21 protein-coding genes are annotated in these 18325 nt (G+C 62.4%); 12 read left to right on the top strand and 9 right to left on the bottom strand.

Annotated elements, in window-relative coordinates; all coding sequences use genetic code 11:
• Nucleotides 1–91 precede the first annotated feature (91 nt).
• Nucleotides 92–295 carry a cysteine-rich CWC family protein gene (locus tag B5527_RS46110; RefSeq protein ID WP_079600483.1) on the top strand — a complete coding sequence of 68 codons (204 nt, stop codon included), beginning with the start codon at nucleotides 92–94 and terminating at the stop codon, nucleotides 293–295.
• Nucleotides 296–355: 60 nt separating this feature from the next.
• On the opposite strand, the gene B5527_RS06075 is transcribed toward B5527_RS46110, so the two are convergent.
• From B5527_RS06075 to B5527_RS06065, 3 genes are all read right to left on the bottom strand, one after another.
• Nucleotides 356–775 (bottom strand): VOC family protein, encoded by a 420-nt coding sequence (locus tag B5527_RS06075; protein ID WP_079600482.1) that lies wholly within the window; start codon nucleotides 773–775, stop codon nucleotides 356–358.
• Nucleotides 776–826: 51 nt separating this feature from the next.
• Entirely contained in the window at nucleotides 827–1522 is a 696-nt protein-coding gene (locus tag B5527_RS06070) for a glutathione S-transferase family protein (protein ID WP_079600481.1), read from the bottom strand.
• 123 nt (nucleotides 1523–1645) lie between these two features.
• Nucleotides 1646–2353 carry a glutathione binding-like protein gene (locus tag B5527_RS06065; protein ID WP_079600480.1) on the bottom strand — a complete coding sequence of 236 codons (708 nt, stop codon included), beginning with the start codon at nucleotides 2351–2353 and terminating at the stop codon, nucleotides 1646–1648.
• A 238-nt stretch (nucleotides 2354–2591) separates the two neighbouring features.
• On the opposite strand from B5527_RS06065, the gene B5527_RS06060 reads away from it, so the two are divergent.
• Complete coding sequence (locus B5527_RS06060; protein ID WP_079600479.1) at nucleotides 2592–2840, top strand: hypothetical protein; 249 nt, start codon at nucleotides 2592–2594, stop codon at nucleotides 2838–2840.
• 232 nt (nucleotides 2841–3072) lie between these two features.
• Here B5527_RS06060 and pgm read toward each other — a convergent pair whose 3' ends face one another.
• Complete coding sequence (gene pgm, locus B5527_RS06050) at nucleotides 3073–4722, bottom strand: phosphoglucomutase (alpha-D-glucose-1,6-bisphosphate-dependent) (RefSeq protein ID WP_079600477.1); 1650 nt, start codon at nucleotides 4720–4722, stop codon at nucleotides 3073–3075.
• A 185-nt stretch (nucleotides 4723–4907) separates the two neighbouring features.
• The gene (locus tag B5527_RS06045) at nucleotides 4908–5180 is read right to left on the bottom strand and encodes a hypothetical protein (RefSeq protein WP_079600476.1); all 273 of its coding nucleotides are present in this window, start codon (nucleotides 5178–5180) and stop codon (nucleotides 4908–4910) included.
• 61 nt (nucleotides 5181–5241) lie between these two features.
• Between B5527_RS06045 and uvrB the strand changes: the two genes are divergently transcribed.
• The gene (gene uvrB, locus B5527_RS06040; RefSeq protein WP_079600475.1) at nucleotides 5242–8577 is read left to right on the top strand and encodes an excinuclease ABC subunit UvrB; all 3336 of its coding nucleotides are present in this window, start codon (nucleotides 5242–5244) and stop codon (nucleotides 8575–8577) included.
• Between the two features lie 150 nt (nucleotides 8578–8727).
• Complete coding sequence (locus B5527_RS06035) at nucleotides 8728–9399, top strand: DNA sulfur modification protein DndB (protein ID WP_079600474.1); 672 nt, start codon at nucleotides 8728–8730, stop codon at nucleotides 9397–9399.
• Between the two features lie 1659 nt (nucleotides 9400–11058).
• Here B5527_RS06035 and B5527_RS06025 read toward each other — a convergent pair.
• Entirely contained in the window at nucleotides 11059–12177 is a 1119-nt protein-coding gene (locus B5527_RS06025) for an alpha/beta fold hydrolase (protein WP_079600472.1), read from the bottom strand.
• 206 nt (nucleotides 12178–12383) lie between these two features.
• Here B5527_RS06025 and B5527_RS45210 point away from each other — a divergent pair, with 206 nt between their 5' ends.
• The 7 genes from B5527_RS45210 to B5527_RS45205 all read left to right on the top strand — a co-directional run bounded on the left by B5527_RS45210 (nucleotide 12384) and on the right by B5527_RS45205 (nucleotide 16559).
• On the top strand, nucleotides 12384–12530 hold the full coding sequence (locus B5527_RS45210) for a hypothetical protein (RefSeq protein WP_172842491.1): 147 nt from the start codon (nucleotides 12384–12386) through the stop codon (nucleotides 12528–12530).
• A 488-nt stretch (nucleotides 12531–13018) separates the two neighbouring features.
• Nucleotides 13019–13471, top strand: a complete 453-nt coding sequence (locus B5527_RS06020) for a nuclear transport factor 2 family protein (protein WP_079600471.1) — start codon at nucleotides 13019–13021, stop codon at nucleotides 13469–13471.
• Between the two features lie 248 nt (nucleotides 13472–13719).
• The gene (locus B5527_RS06015) at nucleotides 13720–13986 is read left to right on the top strand and encodes a hypothetical protein (RefSeq protein WP_079600470.1); all 267 of its coding nucleotides are present in this window, start codon (nucleotides 13720–13722) and stop codon (nucleotides 13984–13986) included.
• A 167-nt stretch (nucleotides 13987–14153) separates the two neighbouring features.
• On the top strand, nucleotides 14154–14588 hold the full coding sequence (locus B5527_RS06010) for a nuclear transport factor 2 family protein (RefSeq protein ID WP_079600469.1): 435 nt from the start codon (nucleotides 14154–14156) through the stop codon (nucleotides 14586–14588).
• Between the two features lie 224 nt (nucleotides 14589–14812).
• Nucleotides 14813–15718 (top strand): hypothetical protein, encoded by a 906-nt coding sequence (locus tag B5527_RS06005; RefSeq protein ID WP_245332517.1) that lies wholly within the window; start codon nucleotides 14813–14815, stop codon nucleotides 15716–15718.
• Between the two features lie 151 nt (nucleotides 15719–15869).
• Entirely contained in the window at nucleotides 15870–16283 is a 414-nt protein-coding gene (locus B5527_RS06000; protein ID WP_079600468.1) for a hypothetical protein, read from the top strand.
• Nucleotides 16284–16421: 138 nt separating this feature from the next.
• On the top strand, nucleotides 16422–16559 hold the full coding sequence (locus tag B5527_RS45205) for a hypothetical protein (protein WP_172842490.1): 138 nt from the start codon (nucleotides 16422–16424) through the stop codon (nucleotides 16557–16559).
• A 50-nt stretch (nucleotides 16560–16609) separates the two neighbouring features.
• Here the strand turns inward: B5527_RS45205 and B5527_RS45200 are convergent, their stop codons facing one another.
• The 3 genes from B5527_RS45200 to B5527_RS05990 form a co-directional block, all read right to left on the bottom strand.
• Nucleotides 16610–16753, bottom strand: coding sequence for a hypothetical protein (locus B5527_RS45200; protein WP_172842489.1), 144 nt, complete (start codon nucleotides 16751–16753; stop codon nucleotides 16610–16612).
• Nucleotides 16754–16850: 97 nt separating this feature from the next.
• Nucleotides 16851–17333, bottom strand: a complete 483-nt coding sequence (locus B5527_RS05995; protein WP_079600467.1) for a MaoC family dehydratase — start codon at nucleotides 17331–17333, stop codon at nucleotides 16851–16853.
• Nucleotides 17333–17794: a MaoC family dehydratase gene (locus B5527_RS05990; RefSeq protein WP_079600466.1), complete on the bottom strand. Its 462-nt coding sequence runs from the start codon at nucleotides 17792–17794 to the stop codon at nucleotides 17333–17335. The genes B5527_RS05995 and B5527_RS05990 overlap by 1 nt, the downstream gene beginning before the upstream one ends.
• Before the next feature lie 214 nt (nucleotides 17795–18008).
• Between B5527_RS05990 and B5527_RS05985 the strand changes: the two genes are divergently transcribed.
• Nucleotides 18009–18302 (top strand): DUF4282 domain-containing protein, encoded by a 294-nt coding sequence (locus tag B5527_RS05985; RefSeq protein ID WP_079600465.1) that lies wholly within the window; start codon nucleotides 18009–18011, stop codon nucleotides 18300–18302.
• Nucleotides 18303–18325 lie beyond the last annotated feature (23 nt).

Genomic DNA, 18325 nt, shown 5'->3' with positions numbered 1-18325 from the left:
GGCGGGCTTTGCGCGTATATCTTGTGATGAATTATATCGCCGTTCGGCATGAACCCGGGATGAAAAACATGGCCAGGTCTCGGTTCCGATCATGACAAATCGGTCAGATATCCCGGTCTCGCGCCGCCTTGCCTGTTCCGTTTGCGGAACGGAGTTCGCCTGCAACCCGGCGGGACCGTGCTGGTGCGCCGAGGAAACCGCTCGCCTGCCGATGCCGGTTGCGGGCGAGGATTGCCTGTGCCGGGATTGCCTGCGGAAGATGGCGGGGCAAACTCACACGCCGCCGAACAGATAGCGCGGTCTTTCCGCGTCGACGAAAAATGCGACGCGTTTTCGCCTCAGCGTCCCCGCCTCGCTATTCCGCCGGCCCGGCGAACAGCAGCAGGTTGCCGTCCGGGTCCTTGATTATAAAATCGCGCGCGCCCCACGGCTCGCGCTTGAGCGTTTGAAAGAACGTCACGCCGGCGGCCCGAAATTCCCGGAACAGCGCCTCGATCTCCTCCGCCGTCGCGACGGTGAGGGAAGCGGAAAGCAATTGCTCGCGATCCCGTAAAGCCTGATCGATCACCGGCTGCGCGACGCATCGCAGGTTGATGCGCGCGCCGTCGCGCCCGACCTGCGCATAGAACGGCGGTTCGCCATAGGTGAAGGCGACGGCGAAACCGAGCTTGCCCGCAAAAAAATCACAGGATGCCTTGATGTCGGCGACGAACAATTGCGGTTCGGCGGCGGTGATGACGGCCTTGGTGGAAATCGTGTCTGCGCGATCCGGCATGGTCAAAACTCCTGTCTTGAGCGCCTGCCAGCTTTTCGAAGCCGTTCAAACCTACACCTGGTAACCCGGCGATTTCCGCGCCATGCCGTCGAAGGCGTCGAGCAGCTTTTCGCGCCACGCGTAGACCGGATCGTTCTCGGCCAGCAATTTGAACGGGCTGACCACGCGCGCCCACTGGAATGCGCCGAACACGATGTAGTCGGCATAGTTCGGCGCACCGCCGCCGAGATAGGTTTGCGTCTTCAAGGTCAGCCGCATCGGGTCGAGCGCGCGGCGAAATCCCTCGACCGATTTGTCGCGTCCGGCGACGACTTCCTCTAGCGGCTTGCCGAAACGCGCCTCGCGGGTCCTGCGGAAATAGGCCGCATCCACCGGCTTGAGGTGGCCGGGAATATCCGCGACGATCAGCGGGAACATGCCGCCGACCACGGTGACATCGCCCCACCAGTTGATCATGCGGCCCATGGCGCGGCCGCCCTCACCGCCGAACAGCGATGGCCGGTCCGGATAGCGGTCTTCGAGATAGTTCGCGATCGCCCAGGAATCGGCGACCGAGGTTTCGCCATCGATCAGCACCGGCACCTTTTCGGAATGGTGCGGAGCGATCGCGTCCTTCTCGGTAAAGCACCACGGGATCGACTCCGCGCCGAGCCCCTTATGCGCTAGCGCCATCCGCGTCCGCCAGCAGAACGGGCTGAAGGGACGGGCTTGGTCGGTGCCGACCAGTTCGAACAGTTTTAACGCCATGGTCCCTCGCCTTCCGTCATGCCCCGCGCAGGCGGGGCATCCAGTACGCCGTGACGCTCATGCAAGTTACTGGCACCTGCGTTTACTGGATCATCCGCCTTCGCGGATGATGACAGCTGCGCGTCACTTCACCACCGCCGCGGTCTGCCCGAACAGCAGCTTGCGCTCTTCCTCGGTGCGGATCGCCGGCTGGCCGAAATTCGGATTGACCTCCTTGGCCCTGGCGTAGGCGCGCTCCGTCGCGGGCCGGGCAGCAATCGTCTCCAGCCAGCGCTTGAGGTGCGGGAAGTCCTCGATGTTCTGGCCCTGGTTTTTGTGCCCCACCACCCATGGATAGCTTGCCATATCGGCGATCGAATAATCGCCGGCGATGAATTCGCGGTTCGAGAGCCGCTTGTTGAGCACGCCATAGAGCCGGTTGGTCTCGTTTACATAGCGGTCGATGGCGTATGGGATCTTTTCCTGGGCGTAGTTCCTGAAGTGATGGTTCTGGCCGGCCATCGGTCCGAGCCCGCCCATCTGCCAGAACGTCCACTGGATCGCATCGTAGCGGCCGTAGATGTCGGCGGGGAGGAATTTGCCGGTCTTCTCGGCGAGATACAGCAGCATCGCGCCGGATTCGAAGATCGAGATCGGCTTGCCGCCGCCTTTCGGCTCATGATCGACCATCGCCGGAATGCGGTTGTTCGGCGCGATCGCCAGGAACTCCGGCTTGAACTGGTCGCCCTTGCCGATGTTCACCGGGAAGATCTTGTAGGGCAGCCCGGTCTCCTCGAGAAAGATCGTGATCTTGTGGCCGTTCGGCGTGGTCCAGTAGTGAAGGTCGATCATAAGGCGTTCCTGTCGTGCGGCGGTTGGTGGTCATCCAAAGTGGATGCGATTGCATGAAGTTCACCGCATCGAAGCCGTGAAGTCAATGGCCGGCGCTTCGCATCCCGGCGAATTGATCTGCACCACAAACCGCCGCAGTCCGGAGGGCCCAGAAAAATGGGCGGGGATGTGAACGAGTTCACATTCGTTTTGACGGGCGCATGTTTCTCTCGACTCCGGACAACATCTGGAGGATGCGATGATTTACGACAACTTCATGATCGAATCCTTCGAAGCCGGACGAGGCTTGTGGCATGCGCGGATACGACGCGAGGACCAGAAGCCTGTCGTGATCGATGGCGTTCTGTTTTCCACACTGGAAGTCGGTTTCGCGTGGTCCGATCCCGAGGCCGCCATTGCGGATGCCAAGACGCAGATCGATCGCCTCAAGCTCAAGCGATACGCACCCGCCGGCCAGATGTCGCAAACCAAGCCGTCGGCTGGTTAGCCCGAATTGAAAGCAACGGCATCCGATGTCTGTATCCGAGACCGAACCAGCCGAGCCCGCCGCGGTGCTATCCGACTGCCCGCAATGCCATGCCGAGCTGGCGATCCTGCGCGTCATCCCGGGACGGTCAGGCTCGGAATATTGGGCGCTCCGGTGCACGAGGTGCGGCGGCATTCATCTGGATATCGTCAAAGCCCCGCCTTCGACGGCCTCGGCCTGCTGAACAGCGCGCCTAATCCTCGAACGCACGCGCGATGGCGGACTGGGCGTCGTGCTGGATTTGCCGCAGGTGCTCTTGGCTGCGAAAACTCTCCGCATAGATCTTGTAGACATCCTCGGTGCCCGAAGGCCGCGCGGCAAACCATCCGTCATCGGCCGTGACCTTGATGCCGCCGAACGGTTGACCGTTGCCGGGAGCGGCCGTGAGCGTCGCGCGAACCGGCTCGCCGGCCAGTTCCGACAGCGCGAGCTTTTCAGGCGAAAGCGCCTTCAGCCGGTTCTTCTGCGCTGGCGTGGCGGGCGCGTCGATCCGTTCGTAAAACGGTACGCCCAGTTCACTCGTCAGGCTGTCGAACAACTGGCTCGGGTCGCGTTGGGTTCGCGCGGTGATCTCGGCGGCCAATAATCCCAAAATGATGCCATCCTTGTCGGTGGTCCACACCGATCCGTCCTGCCGGAGAAACGAGGCGCCGGCGCTTTCCTCGCCGGCGAAACCGAACGATCCGTCGCCGAGGCCGTCGACGAACCATTTGAAACCCACGGGGGTTTCGACCAGCCTGCGGCCGAGCTTTTTGGCGACGCGGTCGATGATCGCGCTGCTGACGATGGTCTTGCCCACCGCGCTGTTGCCGCGCCATTGCGGACGATTGCCAAACAAATAGGAGATCGCGGCGGCGAGATAGTGGTTTGGATTCATCAGGCCGTTCGAGCGGGTCACGATGCCGTGCCGGTCGGCGTCGGTGTCGTTGGCGAAGGCGACGTCGAACTTGCCGCGCATGCCGATCAGCCGCGCCATCGCATAGGGCGAGGAGCAGTCCATCCGGATTTTTCCGTCCCAATCGACGGTCATGAAGCGAAACGTTGGGTCGACCGCGTCGCTGACGATGGTCGCGGCCAGCCGATAGCGCTCGATGATCGGCTGCCAGTAATGCACGCCCGCGCCGCCCAGGGGATCGATCCCGATCTTCACGCCGGCGGCGCGGATCAGCTCCATGTCGACGACGTTGGCGAGGTCGGCGACATAAGGCCCGATATAATCATGGCGATGAACGCAGGACGATTGGCGGGCGCGGTCATAGGGGATGCGCTGCACGCCCCTGAGGCCGTCTTCAAGAAAGCCGTTGGCGGCGCGTTCGATGCCGGCGGTAATATCGGTATCCGCCGGACCGCCATTGGGGGGATTGTATTTGAACCCGCCGTCTTCGGGTGGATTATGCGACGGCGTGATCACGACGCCGTCGGCGAGGCCCGTGTCGCGGCCTTTGTTGTAGGCGAGAATCGCGCGGGAAATCACCGGCGTCGGCGTATATCCGTAGTGCTCGTCGATCATGGTCTCGACGCCGTTGGCCGCGAACACTTCAAGCGCGCTCGCCAGCGCCGGCTCCGCCAGCGCGTGGGTATCGATACCGACGAATAGCGGGCCGCTGATGCCGATGCTGCGCCGGTGATCGCAAATCGCCTGGCTGATCGCCAGGATGTGCGCCTCGTTGAACGCGTTGTTGAAGGCGGAGCCGCGATGCCCCGAGGTGCCGAACGCAACCCGCTGCGCCGCGACCGACGGATCGGGCTTGCCTTCGAAATAGGCGGTCACCAGCCGCGGTATGTTCGCCAACATGGATGGGGTGGCGATCTTGCCGGCCAGCGGATTTATTTCAGCAGCCACCTGGTTTCCTCGACGTTGTCAGCGGAACACGTTCCGCCGCGGCATTGTAGATGGATTTGGCGGGTCCGAACAGGCGACCGCCATCCCTCGGTGAGGATTCCGGCTGAAGTCAGTGCAAGCCGAAGCATGCGCGAATGACCGACTGGAAGCTGCAGCCTGGAGCCTGCACCTGCATGAGGTGCTGCTCAGGCGTCGACAGTGAGCGGTTCGCACCCTGCTCGTTGTATTGCGGCGAGAATGGAAACGGTATTGCGCCGAAATTCGAACCGATGTCGGCGGCCTTGTTGCGCGGCCGCCAGATCGGTGCGATCGGAAAACGGCAGTGATTTGACGAAGGCGTCGTTGGCCGCGCGCGTCGCCGGTTCCGCTTCCTTCGACTGTGCTGACAGCTGCTGACAATGGAGCGCACAGGCGCCGAATGCGGTGAGCCATGTCAGCGTCTTCAGAAGAGAGCTCATCCGCGTTTCCCTGGGGGCTTTTGCCCTTTTATGTCGGCCGGACTCATCCCATATTCGCCCGATGGCGAAGAAACCCGACAATCCCAAAAAGCCCGTCAAAACTCCGAAATCGAAAGCGCATCGCCCCGATGTGCAGCCGATCGGACCGGCGCTGGCCGAACTGCTCAATCCCGCGATCAACCGAGGCGATGCAGGCCTTGGCTCGGGCACCGGCCTGCAGCCGCCGCCGGATAATTCCTGGGACCGCCGCGCCGGCGGCGAAGCCGCCGCGCATCGCGCGCGGGCATCGACGAAGGGCACCAGCAGTGATGTGGCGAAGCGCGATGCGTCGCTAGCGACGTCGCCTGTTGCGCCACCCCCACCCAACCCTCCCCCGCAAGCGGGAGAGGGCTCCAGACCTTCGGCGAAGCGCGATGCTTCCTTCTCCCCTCCCCCCACGCGCATCGCGCGTGGTGGGGAGGGGTCGGGGGTGGGGGGTGGCTCAACAAACTCGCTGCCAGCATCGCCCGCGGAGAGACCCCCCACCCCCGACCTCGAGAGCGAGCTTCGCTCGCCTCGGACCCCACCGCTTCGCGGAGGGAGGGGAGAAGAATCCCGTGAGCAGCCGCAGCCTGCGTCCCCTCTCCCGCTTGCGGGGGAGGGCCAGGGCGGGGGTGCCTCCGCAAACTCCGGCCTCTCCGAATCCCCCCAGGCCAACTACGGCACCTCGGCGACGATTCCCGTGCTCGATCCGGAGCTCGCAAAACAGCTCGGCTTCACCACCGAGGAGGAAGACGCCGCCGCGCTGGCGCGGCCGCCGCGCAACAAGATGGAGGCGCTCGGCGTCGCCGCGACCGCCGATGCGCTGGACGCGCTGATTCGCGAAGGCCGTCCCGAATTCAAGGGCGAAGACGGCCAGATGAAAGTCTGGACGCCGCACCGGCCGCCGCGTCCGGAGAAATCCGAAGGCGGCCAGCCGTTCGTAATCAAATCCGAATACGAGCCGAAGGGTGACCAGCCGACCGCGATCGCCGAACTGGTCGAGGGCGTCAGGCGCAATGACCGCACGCAGGTGCTGCTCGGCGTCACCGGCTCCGGCAAGACCTACACCATGGCCAAGGTGATCGAGGCCACGCAGCGCCCCGCCATCATCCTGGCGCCGAACAAGACGCTGGCGGCGCAGCTCTATGGCGAGTTCAAGAGTTTCTTCCCCGACAACGCCGTGGAATATTTTGTCAGCTATTACGACTACTACCAGCCCGAAGCCTATGTGCCGCGGACCGACACCTACATCGAGAAGGACTCGTCCATCAACGAGCAGATCGACCGCATGCGCCACTCGGCGACGCGGGCGCTGCTGGAGCGCGACGACGTCATCATCGTCGCTTCCGTGTCGTGCATCTACGGTATCGGCTCGGTCGAAACCTATACCGCGATGACGTTCGCGCTGAAGAAGGGCGAGCGCATCGACCAGCGCCAGCTGATCGCCGATCTCGTGGCGCTGCAATACAAGCGCACCCAGGCCGACTTTACCCGCGGCACCTTCCGGGTGCGCGGCGACGTCATCGACATCTTTCCGGCGCACTACGAAGACCGCGCCTGGCGCGTCAATCTGTTCGGCGACGTCGTCGAGAACATCGAGGAGTTCGATCCGCTCACCGGCCACCGGCAGGACGAGCTCGAATTCATCAAGATCTACGCCAACTCGCATTATGTGACGCCGCGCCCGACGCTGGTGCAGGCGATCAAGTCGATCAAGTCCGAATTGAAATGGCGGCTGGACCAGCTCAACAACCAGGGCCGCCTGCTGGAAGCGCAACGGCTGGAGCAGCGCACCACCTTCGATCTCGAGATGATGGAAGCCACCGGCTCCTGCGCCGGCATCGAAAACTATTCGCGCTATCTCACGGGACGCCGGCCCGGCGAGCCGCCGCCGACGCTGTTCGAATATGTCCCGGACAATGCGCTGGTCTTTGCCGACGAAAGCCACGTCACGGTGCCGCAGATCGGCGGCATGTTCAAAGGTGATTTTCGGCGCAAGGCAACCTTGGCCGAATACGGTTTCCGGCTGCCCTCCTGCATGGACAATCGTCCCTTGCGGTTCGAGGAATGGGACATGATGCGCCCGCAATCGGTCGCGGTCTCCGCCACGCCGTCGGCGTGGGAACTGAACGAAAGCGGCGGCGTGTTCGTCGAGCAGGTGATCCGCCCCACCGGGCTGATCGATCCGCCGGTCGACATCCGCCCGGCGCGCACGCAAGTGGACGATCTCGTCGGCGAGGTCCGCGCCACCGCACAGGCCGGCTATCGCAGCCTGATCACCGTGCTGACAAAACGGATGGCGGAAGATCTCACCGAATACCTGCACGAGCAGGGCATTCGCGTGCGCTACATGCACAGCGATATCGACACCATCGAGCGCATCGAGATCATCAGGGATTTGCGGCTCGGCGCGTTCGACGCGCTGGTCGGCATCAACCTGTTGCGCGAGGGCCTCGACATTCCCGAATGCGCGCTGGTCGCGATCCTCGACGCCGACAAGGAAGGTTTTCTGCGCAGCGAGACCTCGCTCATCCAGACCATCGGCCGCGCCGCGCGCAACGTCGACGGACGGGTGATCCTCTATGCCGACCAGATCACCGGCTCGATGGAGCGCGCCATCGCCGAGACCGACCGCCGCCGCGAAAAACAGGTCGAATACAACACCGCCAACGGCATCACGCCCGAAAGCATCAAGAAATCCATCGGCGACATCATGAACAGCGTCTACGAGCGCGACCATGTGCTGGTGGAAATCGGCGGCGGCGGCATGGCCGATGACGTCATCAGCATCGGGCACAATTTCGAAGCCGTGCTCGGCGACCTCGAAACTCGCATGCGCGAGGCCGCCGCCGACCTGAATTTCGAGGAAGCCGCGCGCCTGCGCGATGAAGTCAAGCGCCTGCGCGCCACAGAGCTTGCGGTGGTCGACGATCCCACCGCGAAACAGCGCACCGTGCAGGGCAAGGCCGGCGCCTATGCCGGGATGAAGAAATACGGCGAGTCAGCAAACCTGCCGCAACAGTCGGCCAAGCGCGGCGGCAACAACACCCCGCGCGGCTCCTCTTCACCCTCCCCTGGAGGGGGAGGGTCGCGCGCTGTAAGCGCGCGGGGTGGGGTGAAATCTCTCAACGACGACAGTGCCTCGTCGTCCCGCGTCCACAAACCCCATCTCGACGAAATGCACGGCCCCGAGTCCCTGCCCTTCCGTCCCAACCGCGCTTCAACGCGCAAACCCTCGCGCGACGAATCGACCCCGGCCAGCGGCAGCAAAATCTTCCAGCCGACCGACTCGCGCCAATTCGGCCCCGAATTCGGCCCGGCCCCCCGTTCCAGCGGAGGCGCGCCGGGGCATCGGGGGGGGTGGAAGAAGAGGTGAAACCTAGGGATCCTGTATCGGTGTATTCCCGCTGAGCATTCTGAAGCAGGAATGCAGCGCTTGATGTCTAGTTCCAATTATTAACTCGAAAGTTGTAAGCCGTCTCAGTACAATCGTACTTGTTTGAAGATATTGCGGAGCAACATCCCGATGCAGATTCCTGCTATTCGATTTAAGCAGTGGCTCAAAGAATGGGATCAATACGATTACGAAATTAGTGCCCACAGACGAAGGCCAGAACCACACATCTATCTCTTTTCAATGAAGGCAGCGGACCTAAGACGAATATCTGACGTCTATCGAAGGCGCAGAGATGGCGATGTTGCCGAAGGAATTCAACGGAGAAGAGACGAAAGCCGGACTGCACGAATTCAGCGTTACGTCAAATATGGATACCCGTACGGCGACCTGAGGGCCGACCAAAACAGAGAGGAGTTCGCGTCGCTGCGGAAACCCGGCTGGCTCCCAACTGCGATAGTTGTGAATATTCTGCGCCCGGGTGATCAGCGACACGGTCAAACAATTAATGCCGAGCACGTTATTACGATCAAGAAAGGATTTGGATCTCCCTACACGCTGGTAATTCCATCCATCGACTCGCTATCGCAAAGCCAACTGCCACCATTGGAGGTAATCGACGGTCAGCATCGACTGTGGGCATTTGAAGAAACCGATTCAGAAAGTCCGGTGCCCGATGACTTCGAATTACCCGTGGTCGCTTACCACGGCCTCGACATCGCTTGGCAAGCCTATCTTTTTTGGTCGATCAACGTATGGTCAACAATTCGCGCAACTGGCTCTCTTTTCGTTTCACTTGGCTAATTCGGGGAAGTGGCGAAATTCACATTGGCCCGACGGAAGGGTCGCGGGATGGGCCAACGAGCTAATACTAACTGATGCGTGGCTTAAGGACGACTGGGCCGAGGGTGCGTTTCTGGACGGGAAATTATTCGGTTTTATTGAGAACCATATCGAAGCGGAGCCAGTTACCCAGCGGAAAGTTTTCACGAACTATCGATACATGCTCAGAAGCGCGGGCGTGCTAACAAAAGGAAGGCTTCAGCCAAAAGATCTTCGACAGCGATGGCTAGTCGATGCAGTTCAGTTGTTTTGGGATCGCGAGATCTTTGATGGCTCATTACACGCTGCGGCCGGCTTGAGCGCCCTAGAGAATGCTCTTATCGACAACGAAATCTATAAGCTCCTTCGATGTAACAAGGATCAGTGCCGAACGTTTGCGCGCGCTGCGTTTGGGGAATTCTCACAGGGGCAAGGTGCGGATCGTGCGCGACAGGTTCAAAGCCTTAGAGACGCGGGACTAATGGCTGCTTAGATCGGTGCAGGTCGGCAGCGCAAGGGGATATGCGAGGTCAGTGAGCCTGGTGGAGGCGAATTGTGATTCGTTCGCCCGGTACGGCCGAGCACGATCCCGATTATCGCGAGATTGGCCGCTTTCCGACGCATGAGCAGGCCGAGGAATTTCTGGCTTCGCTCGACATACGGTAAACCGGTCATTCCGGGATGCGCCTCCCGGCGCAGGTCCGGAATCCATAGCCACTAATGGGGGGATTCCGGGTTCGAGGCTGCGCCTCGCCCCGGAATGACGGGCGCATGAAAGATTACGCCTGAATTCCCGTGCCTGACGGGCAAATCAAAAAACCTGTCCAGCCCCTTTCGAAAAAATATTCTGTTTTTCCGAAGACGCAAATCAGTTTATCTCCTTCGCCGTCCCGTCCCGATCAGAGGGGCGCTCGCGCGATCGTCACGAACGCGGGGCGGGATGCGGTGGACGCAGCAGCGTCAGGCATGACACGTGATGGCAGGGCGGGCTTCGGCCTGTGAGCGATCGGCGGCAGGCTGACGAACGGCGCTGAGGCGTACGGCGAAGACGTGTGGTCCTGACGCCCCGGCGCTGGCGTCAAGTTGACGGAGGTTTTCGGCCCAACCGGGTACCGACAAACCGTTAATCCGAAGACGACGGTGACAAAAAGCCGGTCACCGGGGAGAGCACGCTATAAGCCGTAAACCATTGCGTGCGGGAATGTCGGGTGTTTTCCGGTGGCTCGCTGTGAATACTCGTGTGCATACTTGTTACCCCATGCGCACACGAGGCTGCGGGTGCATCGGGCGCCCGGCATTCCCCACGCCCTCTGTTTTCAGGGCGGATGTTTTTGGCAAACCTCGGGTGCATCGCGCCGCGAGAATGCGGACGCGTATCTGGGTATTGGAGCAATGATGGCGGAGGTTTTGGATTGCTTCTCGGAGCCTGTCATCGGACTCGCCGCAGGCGAGACCCGGTGGCGGGGTATGACGATCGATGGTGGAGCAGCGCCGCACCTCGTGTCCCGGACGCGGTGCAGCGCTCGCGCTGCTCCGCGGAGCCGGGACCCAGGAATCCGCCGAACACGGATGGGCCCCGGATCAGCAGCGCACCACGCCGCAAGGGCGGCGCGCTGCGCGGCATCCGGGGCACGCGTATCCCTACTCCATCCGCTTCCCGCCGGTCACCTCATCGAGAAACGCGCCCGTCTCGCGGTTCAGAAACTCCACATCCGCTGGATTGAATTCGCCGGCGGAGGCGTGGCCGGTCACCGTTCCGGGGCTGATCGTCATCATCCTGACATCAGGAATATTCTTGCCCATTTCCTTCGGCTCGAAATCCGGATTGAGCAGATCCTTGGTGCCGGTGAGGATCAGCGTTTTGGCCTTGATCGAGGCCAGCGCCTTCGCGGTGTCGCCGCCAAAGCCGGGCGTGGTGCCGACGTCGTGGCGGTCATAGGCCCAGCTCTGGTAGATCCAGTCGTTGGCGTCGAACGCCTTCAGGGCGGCGGTTTCCTGTTGCTCCATCCAGGGCAACACATCGAGGCCGTTCTTGAACTGCACCGTGTACATGTCGGGCGTGCGCGCCGCCAGCAGGGTAACGATGTCGCGCCACAGCCGGATGCCTTTTTCCGGCGGGGCGTCGTAATTGCCGTCCTTCCAGGCCGGATCATCCATGATCGCCTTGCGCGAGGCCTCCATGACCGCCACGCTCCAGGGCGGCGTTTTCGCCAGCGGCACGATCGCCACCAGCGCGTCCATGTAGCCGGGATGGCTGACGCCCCATTGCAGCGTCTGCATGCCGCCCATCGACGGCCCGACCACGGCGACGACATGGTCGATGCCGAATTTTTCCTTCATCAGCCGGTATTGCGATTCCACCATGTCGCGGATGGTGAACTTTGGAAAACTCATCCGCGGCTGGGTTTTCGAGTTGCTCGGCGACGTCGTCAGCCCGTTGGCGATCGCACCCGTGCAGACGATAAAATATTTGCCGGGATCGAGCGCCTTGCCGGGGCCGATCATGAAGTCGAGCCGGTGGTGATTGCCGGAGATCGCCGTCACCATCAGGATGGCGTTGGATTTTTGGGCGTTCAGCGTGCCGTGGGTGACGTAGGAGATCGAGAAATCATTGATCGCCTCGCCGCTTTCGAGCTTGAGGTCGCCTTCTCCGTAGAGCTGGTGTGGCGCTTGCTGCGGCGTATGTGCCGTGGCCGGCAGCGCTATCATAAGGCCGGCGGCGACAAGACGGACAATGGATTTACAGGCAACGGATTTCATGACTGCTTCTCCCCTGACGGAGGGACGTTGAACCCTGCCCTCCTCGCCGAAGGATACGGGCTGCGAAGCCGCAGGCGAGGCCGCCGGCGTCGATTTGGCGGCCGCGCCGGCCTCGCGGTTTGCCGCGCCCCTGCTTACAAAAGCCGGCGGATTTGCTATTCTTAGGCGGCGCCGAGTCTTTCAATCCGGGCGCAAGGGAGATCGCCATGGCCAAGGGTCAGATGCGCAGCAACAAGGAAAAGAAGAAACCGAAGGCCGACAAGAACCTCAAAAAGGGCGGCGCGGCGCCGGTCAATCCGTTCGCGGCCGGCAAGACGCCGGCGGGCCAGAGCCCCAACAGCAAGAAGAGCTGACGCCGGGTTTTTGCGGATCGTCGCGAGAGCGCTTCGCGGGCCCTGGTCGGACCCTGGCGGCTGACCCGAACGCCGCCGCTGAAGCCGGCGCGACAGGAGCCGCCCTGTCCGGCCCCGCGCCGGGCATCCACGGGCCTGACGGAATTGCGGCAGGCACAGAGGGGGATGGCCGGGACAAACAAGCCCGGCCATGACGGAGAAGAGTCGCCCGGCGTCTCGCACGAGCGTTGCGCCATCGCGAATGGCGCGAGCGGCACGATGCGCATAGCGGCCGCGGAAACAAACAGACATCTTCGAGCGGCAGCAGGACGCCATCGCCGGCCAGGCCCTCAAGAGCATCACCGCCAAATTGCACTCATGGGTTGTGAGCGGTTTTCGACCTGCGGCGCCTCAAGCCGCTAGGTCATTTTTGCCGATTGATCGCCGCGCAATTCGGTTCACAGTGCAATCCGCAATACGGTCGGGCCCAACACCGGCGGAGAAAAACAATGGTCGAGGATATTCACCGGCAGCGCGTGCTGAAATTTCTCGATGCGTTCTATTCCGGCGATATCGAGGGCGCCGTGGCGTGCTGCGATGAAGAGCTCGACAGCATCACCTTTGCGCCGATCGAACTGTTCCCGCACCTCGGACACAAGCACGGCAGGGACTGGGTCGAGCAGGCGATCCGGACCCAGCAGCAGCGCTACTCGAGCCGCAAATACGACATCAAATTCCTCGCCGTCGACGGCGACAAGGTCGCGACGATTCAGTATGTCAGCCTGCGCAAGCGCAACGACGACCGCGTCGTGCACATGGAAATCGCGGAATTCTTTACGCTGCGCGGCGGCCGCATCCTGATCCACCGCTCGTTTTTCGATTCGTTCGATTTCCTCCAGCAATTGCTCGGCCAGGACCTGACCGGCGCCTACGCCCACAGCGTGCGCGAGGCGATGCGATAAGAGGGCGTCGGCATGCCCTGTCATTCCGGGGCGCGGCGATTATTGGCCCCGTCATTCCGGGGCGCGAGTGAAACGAGCGAACCCGGAATCCAAGGATTCCCCGATGCGCAATTGCGCATCTGAGGTTCGCGTCTTCGCCGCGCCCCGGAATGACGGTCGAACCCCGATTTTCATCGCAGCATTGAACCTCGCCGCGTCCAGTCGCGACACAACCATGAGGTGTTGCGGGCATCCACGGGCGAACATCCATGAAAATCGCATTGCTAGTGCTGCTGGGTTTGTTGCTGGGCGCGCTCGGGGGCGCCGCGCTTGGCATCGGCGCCGGGCTCGCCTGGGTCGAGATTTTCAATACCACCGGATTCGAAGGCTATAGCGGAATGCTGGTGTTCTTCACCTTCATGCCGCTTGGCGCGGCGATCGGCGGACTCGGCGGGGCGCTGCTGTTCGGCGTGATCGCGGTTCGCGATGCCGAAATCGCCGTCGAGCGGCAGCCGGCCGGCCGCTACGACCGGTAAACCAGAATCGATCGCATTTGTGCAATGCAAAAATGCCCGTTGCGTTTTGATCAAACGCCGTTATTTCGGGCCTCAACGATGAAGTGCAGCAACTAGGCCGGGCGTCGCCAATGACGCGCCATCAGGGGCCGCTTGCTGATTTTTCAATCATTCAGGACTAAGACACCATGACAGAGCACAGCCTCTGGCGTTTTTCGCGCGCGTTGCATCGCGCGCTCAGTGAACGCCGGCCCGAAGACCTCGCAGCCCTGCTCGACGACGACGTCGACTGGGCGATCTACGGCCCGATCGACATGTTTCCGTTTCTCGGCGCGCGCCGCGGCAAGGCCGCCGTGCTCGACGTCGTCGGGCAGATCGCGGACAATTTCCAGGTCCGCAAGTTCGAGCGCGAGACCGTGATGCTGGGCGTGGATTCGGCGGCGTCGATGATGCGCTATTCGCTGACCGCGGTGGACTCGAACAAGCCGATCAGCCTGCGGATCGCCCATTTCGTGCGATTCAGGGCCGGCCGGCTGCTCAGCATGCGCGTTCTCCTCGACAGCTTCGATCTGGTGGAGCAGACGCTCGGACATCCGATTCATCTGCCGAAAATCGCGTCGTAGTTCGGAGTCGTCATTCCAGGGCGATGCGAAACCGCGTCGTAGTCGGCAGTCGTCATTCCGGGGCGATGCGAAGCATCGAACCCGGAATCTCGAGATTCCGGGTCTGGTGCTAACGCACCATCCCGGAATGACGGCGTCTGGATTCGCAATGCCGGAAATCTCCCGCCACAATTTCGCGCTGATGCACGTGCAGGGTGTATGCTCAGGGCATACGGGCGGGGGTTATGACTTCCAGGACACCACACGGTTGGGTTGTGCTGCTGTTGCTGGCGGCCGGCTTCAGCGCGGCATCGGGGCTGCAGGCCGGCGCGCAGACGGTGCCTGCCGACGAAAATCCCGATGTGGCGAAGGCCGACACTGCTCCGGCGGCCGATGCCGACGAAACCGACATCCGCGATCTGCAGCTCGACTGGAGCCAGCTCAATGTCGACGCCTCGACCCTGACCGCGGGCCCCGCGTCGAAGGCGCGCCTTGCGCCGCAGGCGGGAGCCAGCACCGAAATGTCGTGGTCGTCCAAAGACACGCCGAACGGCGCGGCCGCGGTGTCGGTGAAGCAGCCGCTTTCGCCATTCTGGGATACCCGGATCGGCGCCGACATGACCGTCACCCGGCAGCCGCAAACCCTGACGGGCTCCGAACTGCTGTCGGAAAAACTGGCCAACGGCGGCAGCGTGCCGCAATCCTCCGGCACGGCGTGGGCGGCGATCACGGCACCCGGCGTCGGCTCGATCTGGGACAAGACCGCGGTCGAAGCCCGCGTCGATCCGGCGCAGGAGCAGAGCAAGCTCGGCACCTCCTTGAGCAAATCGCTGCCGCTCAACGGGCCGTATTCGCTGACCTTGCAGAACGGCTACAACGTCACTCAGCAGGGTATCGTGCCGGCGCCCGGCATCGCCGGACGCCCGCTGCGAAATTATGAAACCGAGCAATCGGCGAAGTTGAGCATCGCCGACACCGGCACCAGCTTCGTCGCCGGCCAGACGCTCTCGACCACCGACGATCGGTGGCTGCGCAAGATCGGCGCCGAACAGAAGCTGTTCGGCGACGTTAGCCTGTCGGCCTCGATCGGCGAAACGCCGCTCGGTATCGCCAACAAGAGTCTCACCGCCGGATTCAAGCGCAGCTGGTAGTCGGCGATTCCGCCACACCCCATGAAAGATCGCGCATTGCCGCATATTGGCCGCGATGCGGTCAAATTCAGCAGCCCTGATGGCGCTGCGTTACTTTCGTCGTGCGGGGACACCCGCGCTGGCATCACACGCGAACCAGGGGAATTAGCCGATGACAGCCATTCGTTCCGAAAAAGTTGAGTCAACTGAGGTCGACGATCTCGCCGCGGTCTCGGAGGTCGAGGCCGGCATCCGTGACTTCGTCCGTAACGACGTCGCCTATCTGCGCCGCCCGGGGCCGAGCATTCTGAGCAGCGAGACGGCGCTCGAGCCGAATACCGAGGCCACCGTCAACAACGTCAACTCGCTGATCCAGCGCGTCGCCGGAACCTCGCTCTCGGAAATCGAAAATCTGATCGGCGAACTCGAAGCCCTGCGCGACCTGCTGCACTCCGAAGGTCAGCGCGTCCAGCGCGAGATCTCCGGCTATGCCCAGCTCAGTCAGGCCGCGATGAAATCCACGCGCATGATCGCCGACAACGTGTCGCAGTGGAAACGCACGGCGGACGGCCTTCGCAACAGCTGAGCCGTATCGTTTCCAGGCATTATTGCCGCCGCCTTCCCCCTAGGGGAAGCGCGGCGGTTTCATTTTGGCTGCGATGTCTTTGAACGTGTCGGGCTCCGGCTGCGACCAAGAGCAGGCACTATCGGGGGACAAATCTTCATGCAGAGCATTCGGCCTGACAATACCGATCCGATTCCGTTGCGGAGTTCGCCGCACCGGATGGGAACCATCATGATCCGATTCGTCGGATTATTGATCGTAGCTGTGGCGCTTCTGACGCTGATCTGGAGCCGCTGATTCGCGAGGCTTCGCGGCGAATTCGGCCGCTATGGTTAGCGGAGCGTAGCTTACCGGCTGGCGATCGGCGCGCCATCGAGCGTATAGGCGCCGTCGGCATAACCCTTCACCACCATCCCGGTGGCCAGCATCACCGCAAGCGTCACGGTCGCGAAAACAAAGCCCACAAATTTCAGGCCGTTGCGGTCTGCCATTGTCGTCCCCTCAATATATCCCCTCGTCTATTATGCGGGGGACAAGGTTCAAAATGCGTTAGCGGGAAGTTCGTTCCATCTGGTGCAGCGAGGCCGCTCAGGCGCCGGCGTTCCGGCGCGGCACGAACGCCGTCGCCAGAATCGAAAACACCAGTTCACCGCGCTGATTGGTGCCGGTGTTGCGGGCCTGCAGGATGCCCCATTCGGGACGCTTCTCCGAGGTGCGCAGCGATTCGACCTCGCTTTGGAAACTGATGGTGTCGCCGGCCAGCACCGGCTTGAGCCAGCGCAGTTCGCGAAAACCCGGCGACGGCCCCCAGGTCGCGATCTTCTCGCCGCGCGCCGCGGCCTCCCTGGCCTGACGCTGGCCGTCGGCGACCAACAGCTTCATGCAGACCGATCCGACATGCCAGCCCGACGCCGCGAGCCCGCCGAACAGCGATTTGCGCCCCGCCTCCTCGTCGAGATGAAACGGCTGCGGATCGAACTGGCCGGCGAATTTCTTGATCAGCTCGGCGGTAAAGGTGAACGATCCCAGTTCACGCCGCTGCCCGATCTCGATGTCCTCGAAAAATCGCATCAGCCGGCCTGCTCCGGTGTGGCGCGCCGCCGCACGATGATCGGCGAGACCATCTCGCACAGCGCCTGCCCCGCCGCGTTGCGCACCACGCCCTTGAACGTCACGATGCCGGTCTCGGGACGGCTCCGGGAAATCCTTGCCTCCGCGACCTCGACATCGAGCATCAGATCGTCGTCGGGGCGAAGCGGCGCCAGCCAGCGCAATTCGTTGACACCCGGCGACCCCATGGACGCGGTGCGGCCGATATAACCGTCGAACATCATCCGCATCATGATCGAGCACAGGTACCAGCCCGAACCCGAGAGACCCTTCAGCATCGATCGCGAAGCGGCCTCCTCGTCGAGATGCATCGGCTGCGGGTCGAATTCGGCGGCAAACGCCAGCATCTCCTCGCGCGTGACGCGGCGTGGTCCGAATTGACCGAAATGGCCGGGCGGGAAATCTTCAAAGGTCAGCGTCATGATGGGGATTGCCTAAGGGGAAGCCCGATTGTGGCCGTTATTTACGGCAATCTCAACCCGCCTGCCCGCATGGCTCGTGCTCCGCGGGGCGGGCACCGTGCTCCGGTGCCCGCCGCTGATCTTGCCCGGGACACCATTCGGAGCTAGGCCCTGCAATGACTTAAGCCAGATTTGGACTTTAACTGATATTCGACTTGCCGGGGGAGAACGACCGATGTTTGAATTTCGGGACCTGTTTCAGTGGGACCGCTTCATCACGCCCACCATCATCAAGACCTTTTACTGGCTGGTCATCGCGTTGATTGCGCTGCTCGGCATCTCCGGCATTTTCTCCGGGCTGGCCGCGATGGCGATCAGCCCGTTCGGCGGATTCATTGTGCTGCTGTCCTCGATCGCCAGCGTGGTGGTCGGGGTGGTATTTTCGCGGATCGCCGCGGAATTCGTCCTGATCGTGTTTCGCATCAACGAGCATCTCGGCGCGATCCGCGACCAAGGCTCGGGGCATTAGGCTTCCGCGTCATTTGCGGAGAA

Origin of the sequence: Bradyrhizobium erythrophlei (assembly GCF_900129425.1) — a bacterium.
Classification (GTDB): Bacteria; Pseudomonadota; Alphaproteobacteria; order Rhizobiales; family Xanthobacteraceae; genus Bradyrhizobium; species Bradyrhizobium erythrophlei_C.
Note: the sequence above shows the minus strand (reverse complement) of the source record. Positions and strands in the feature narration are given on the sequence as shown.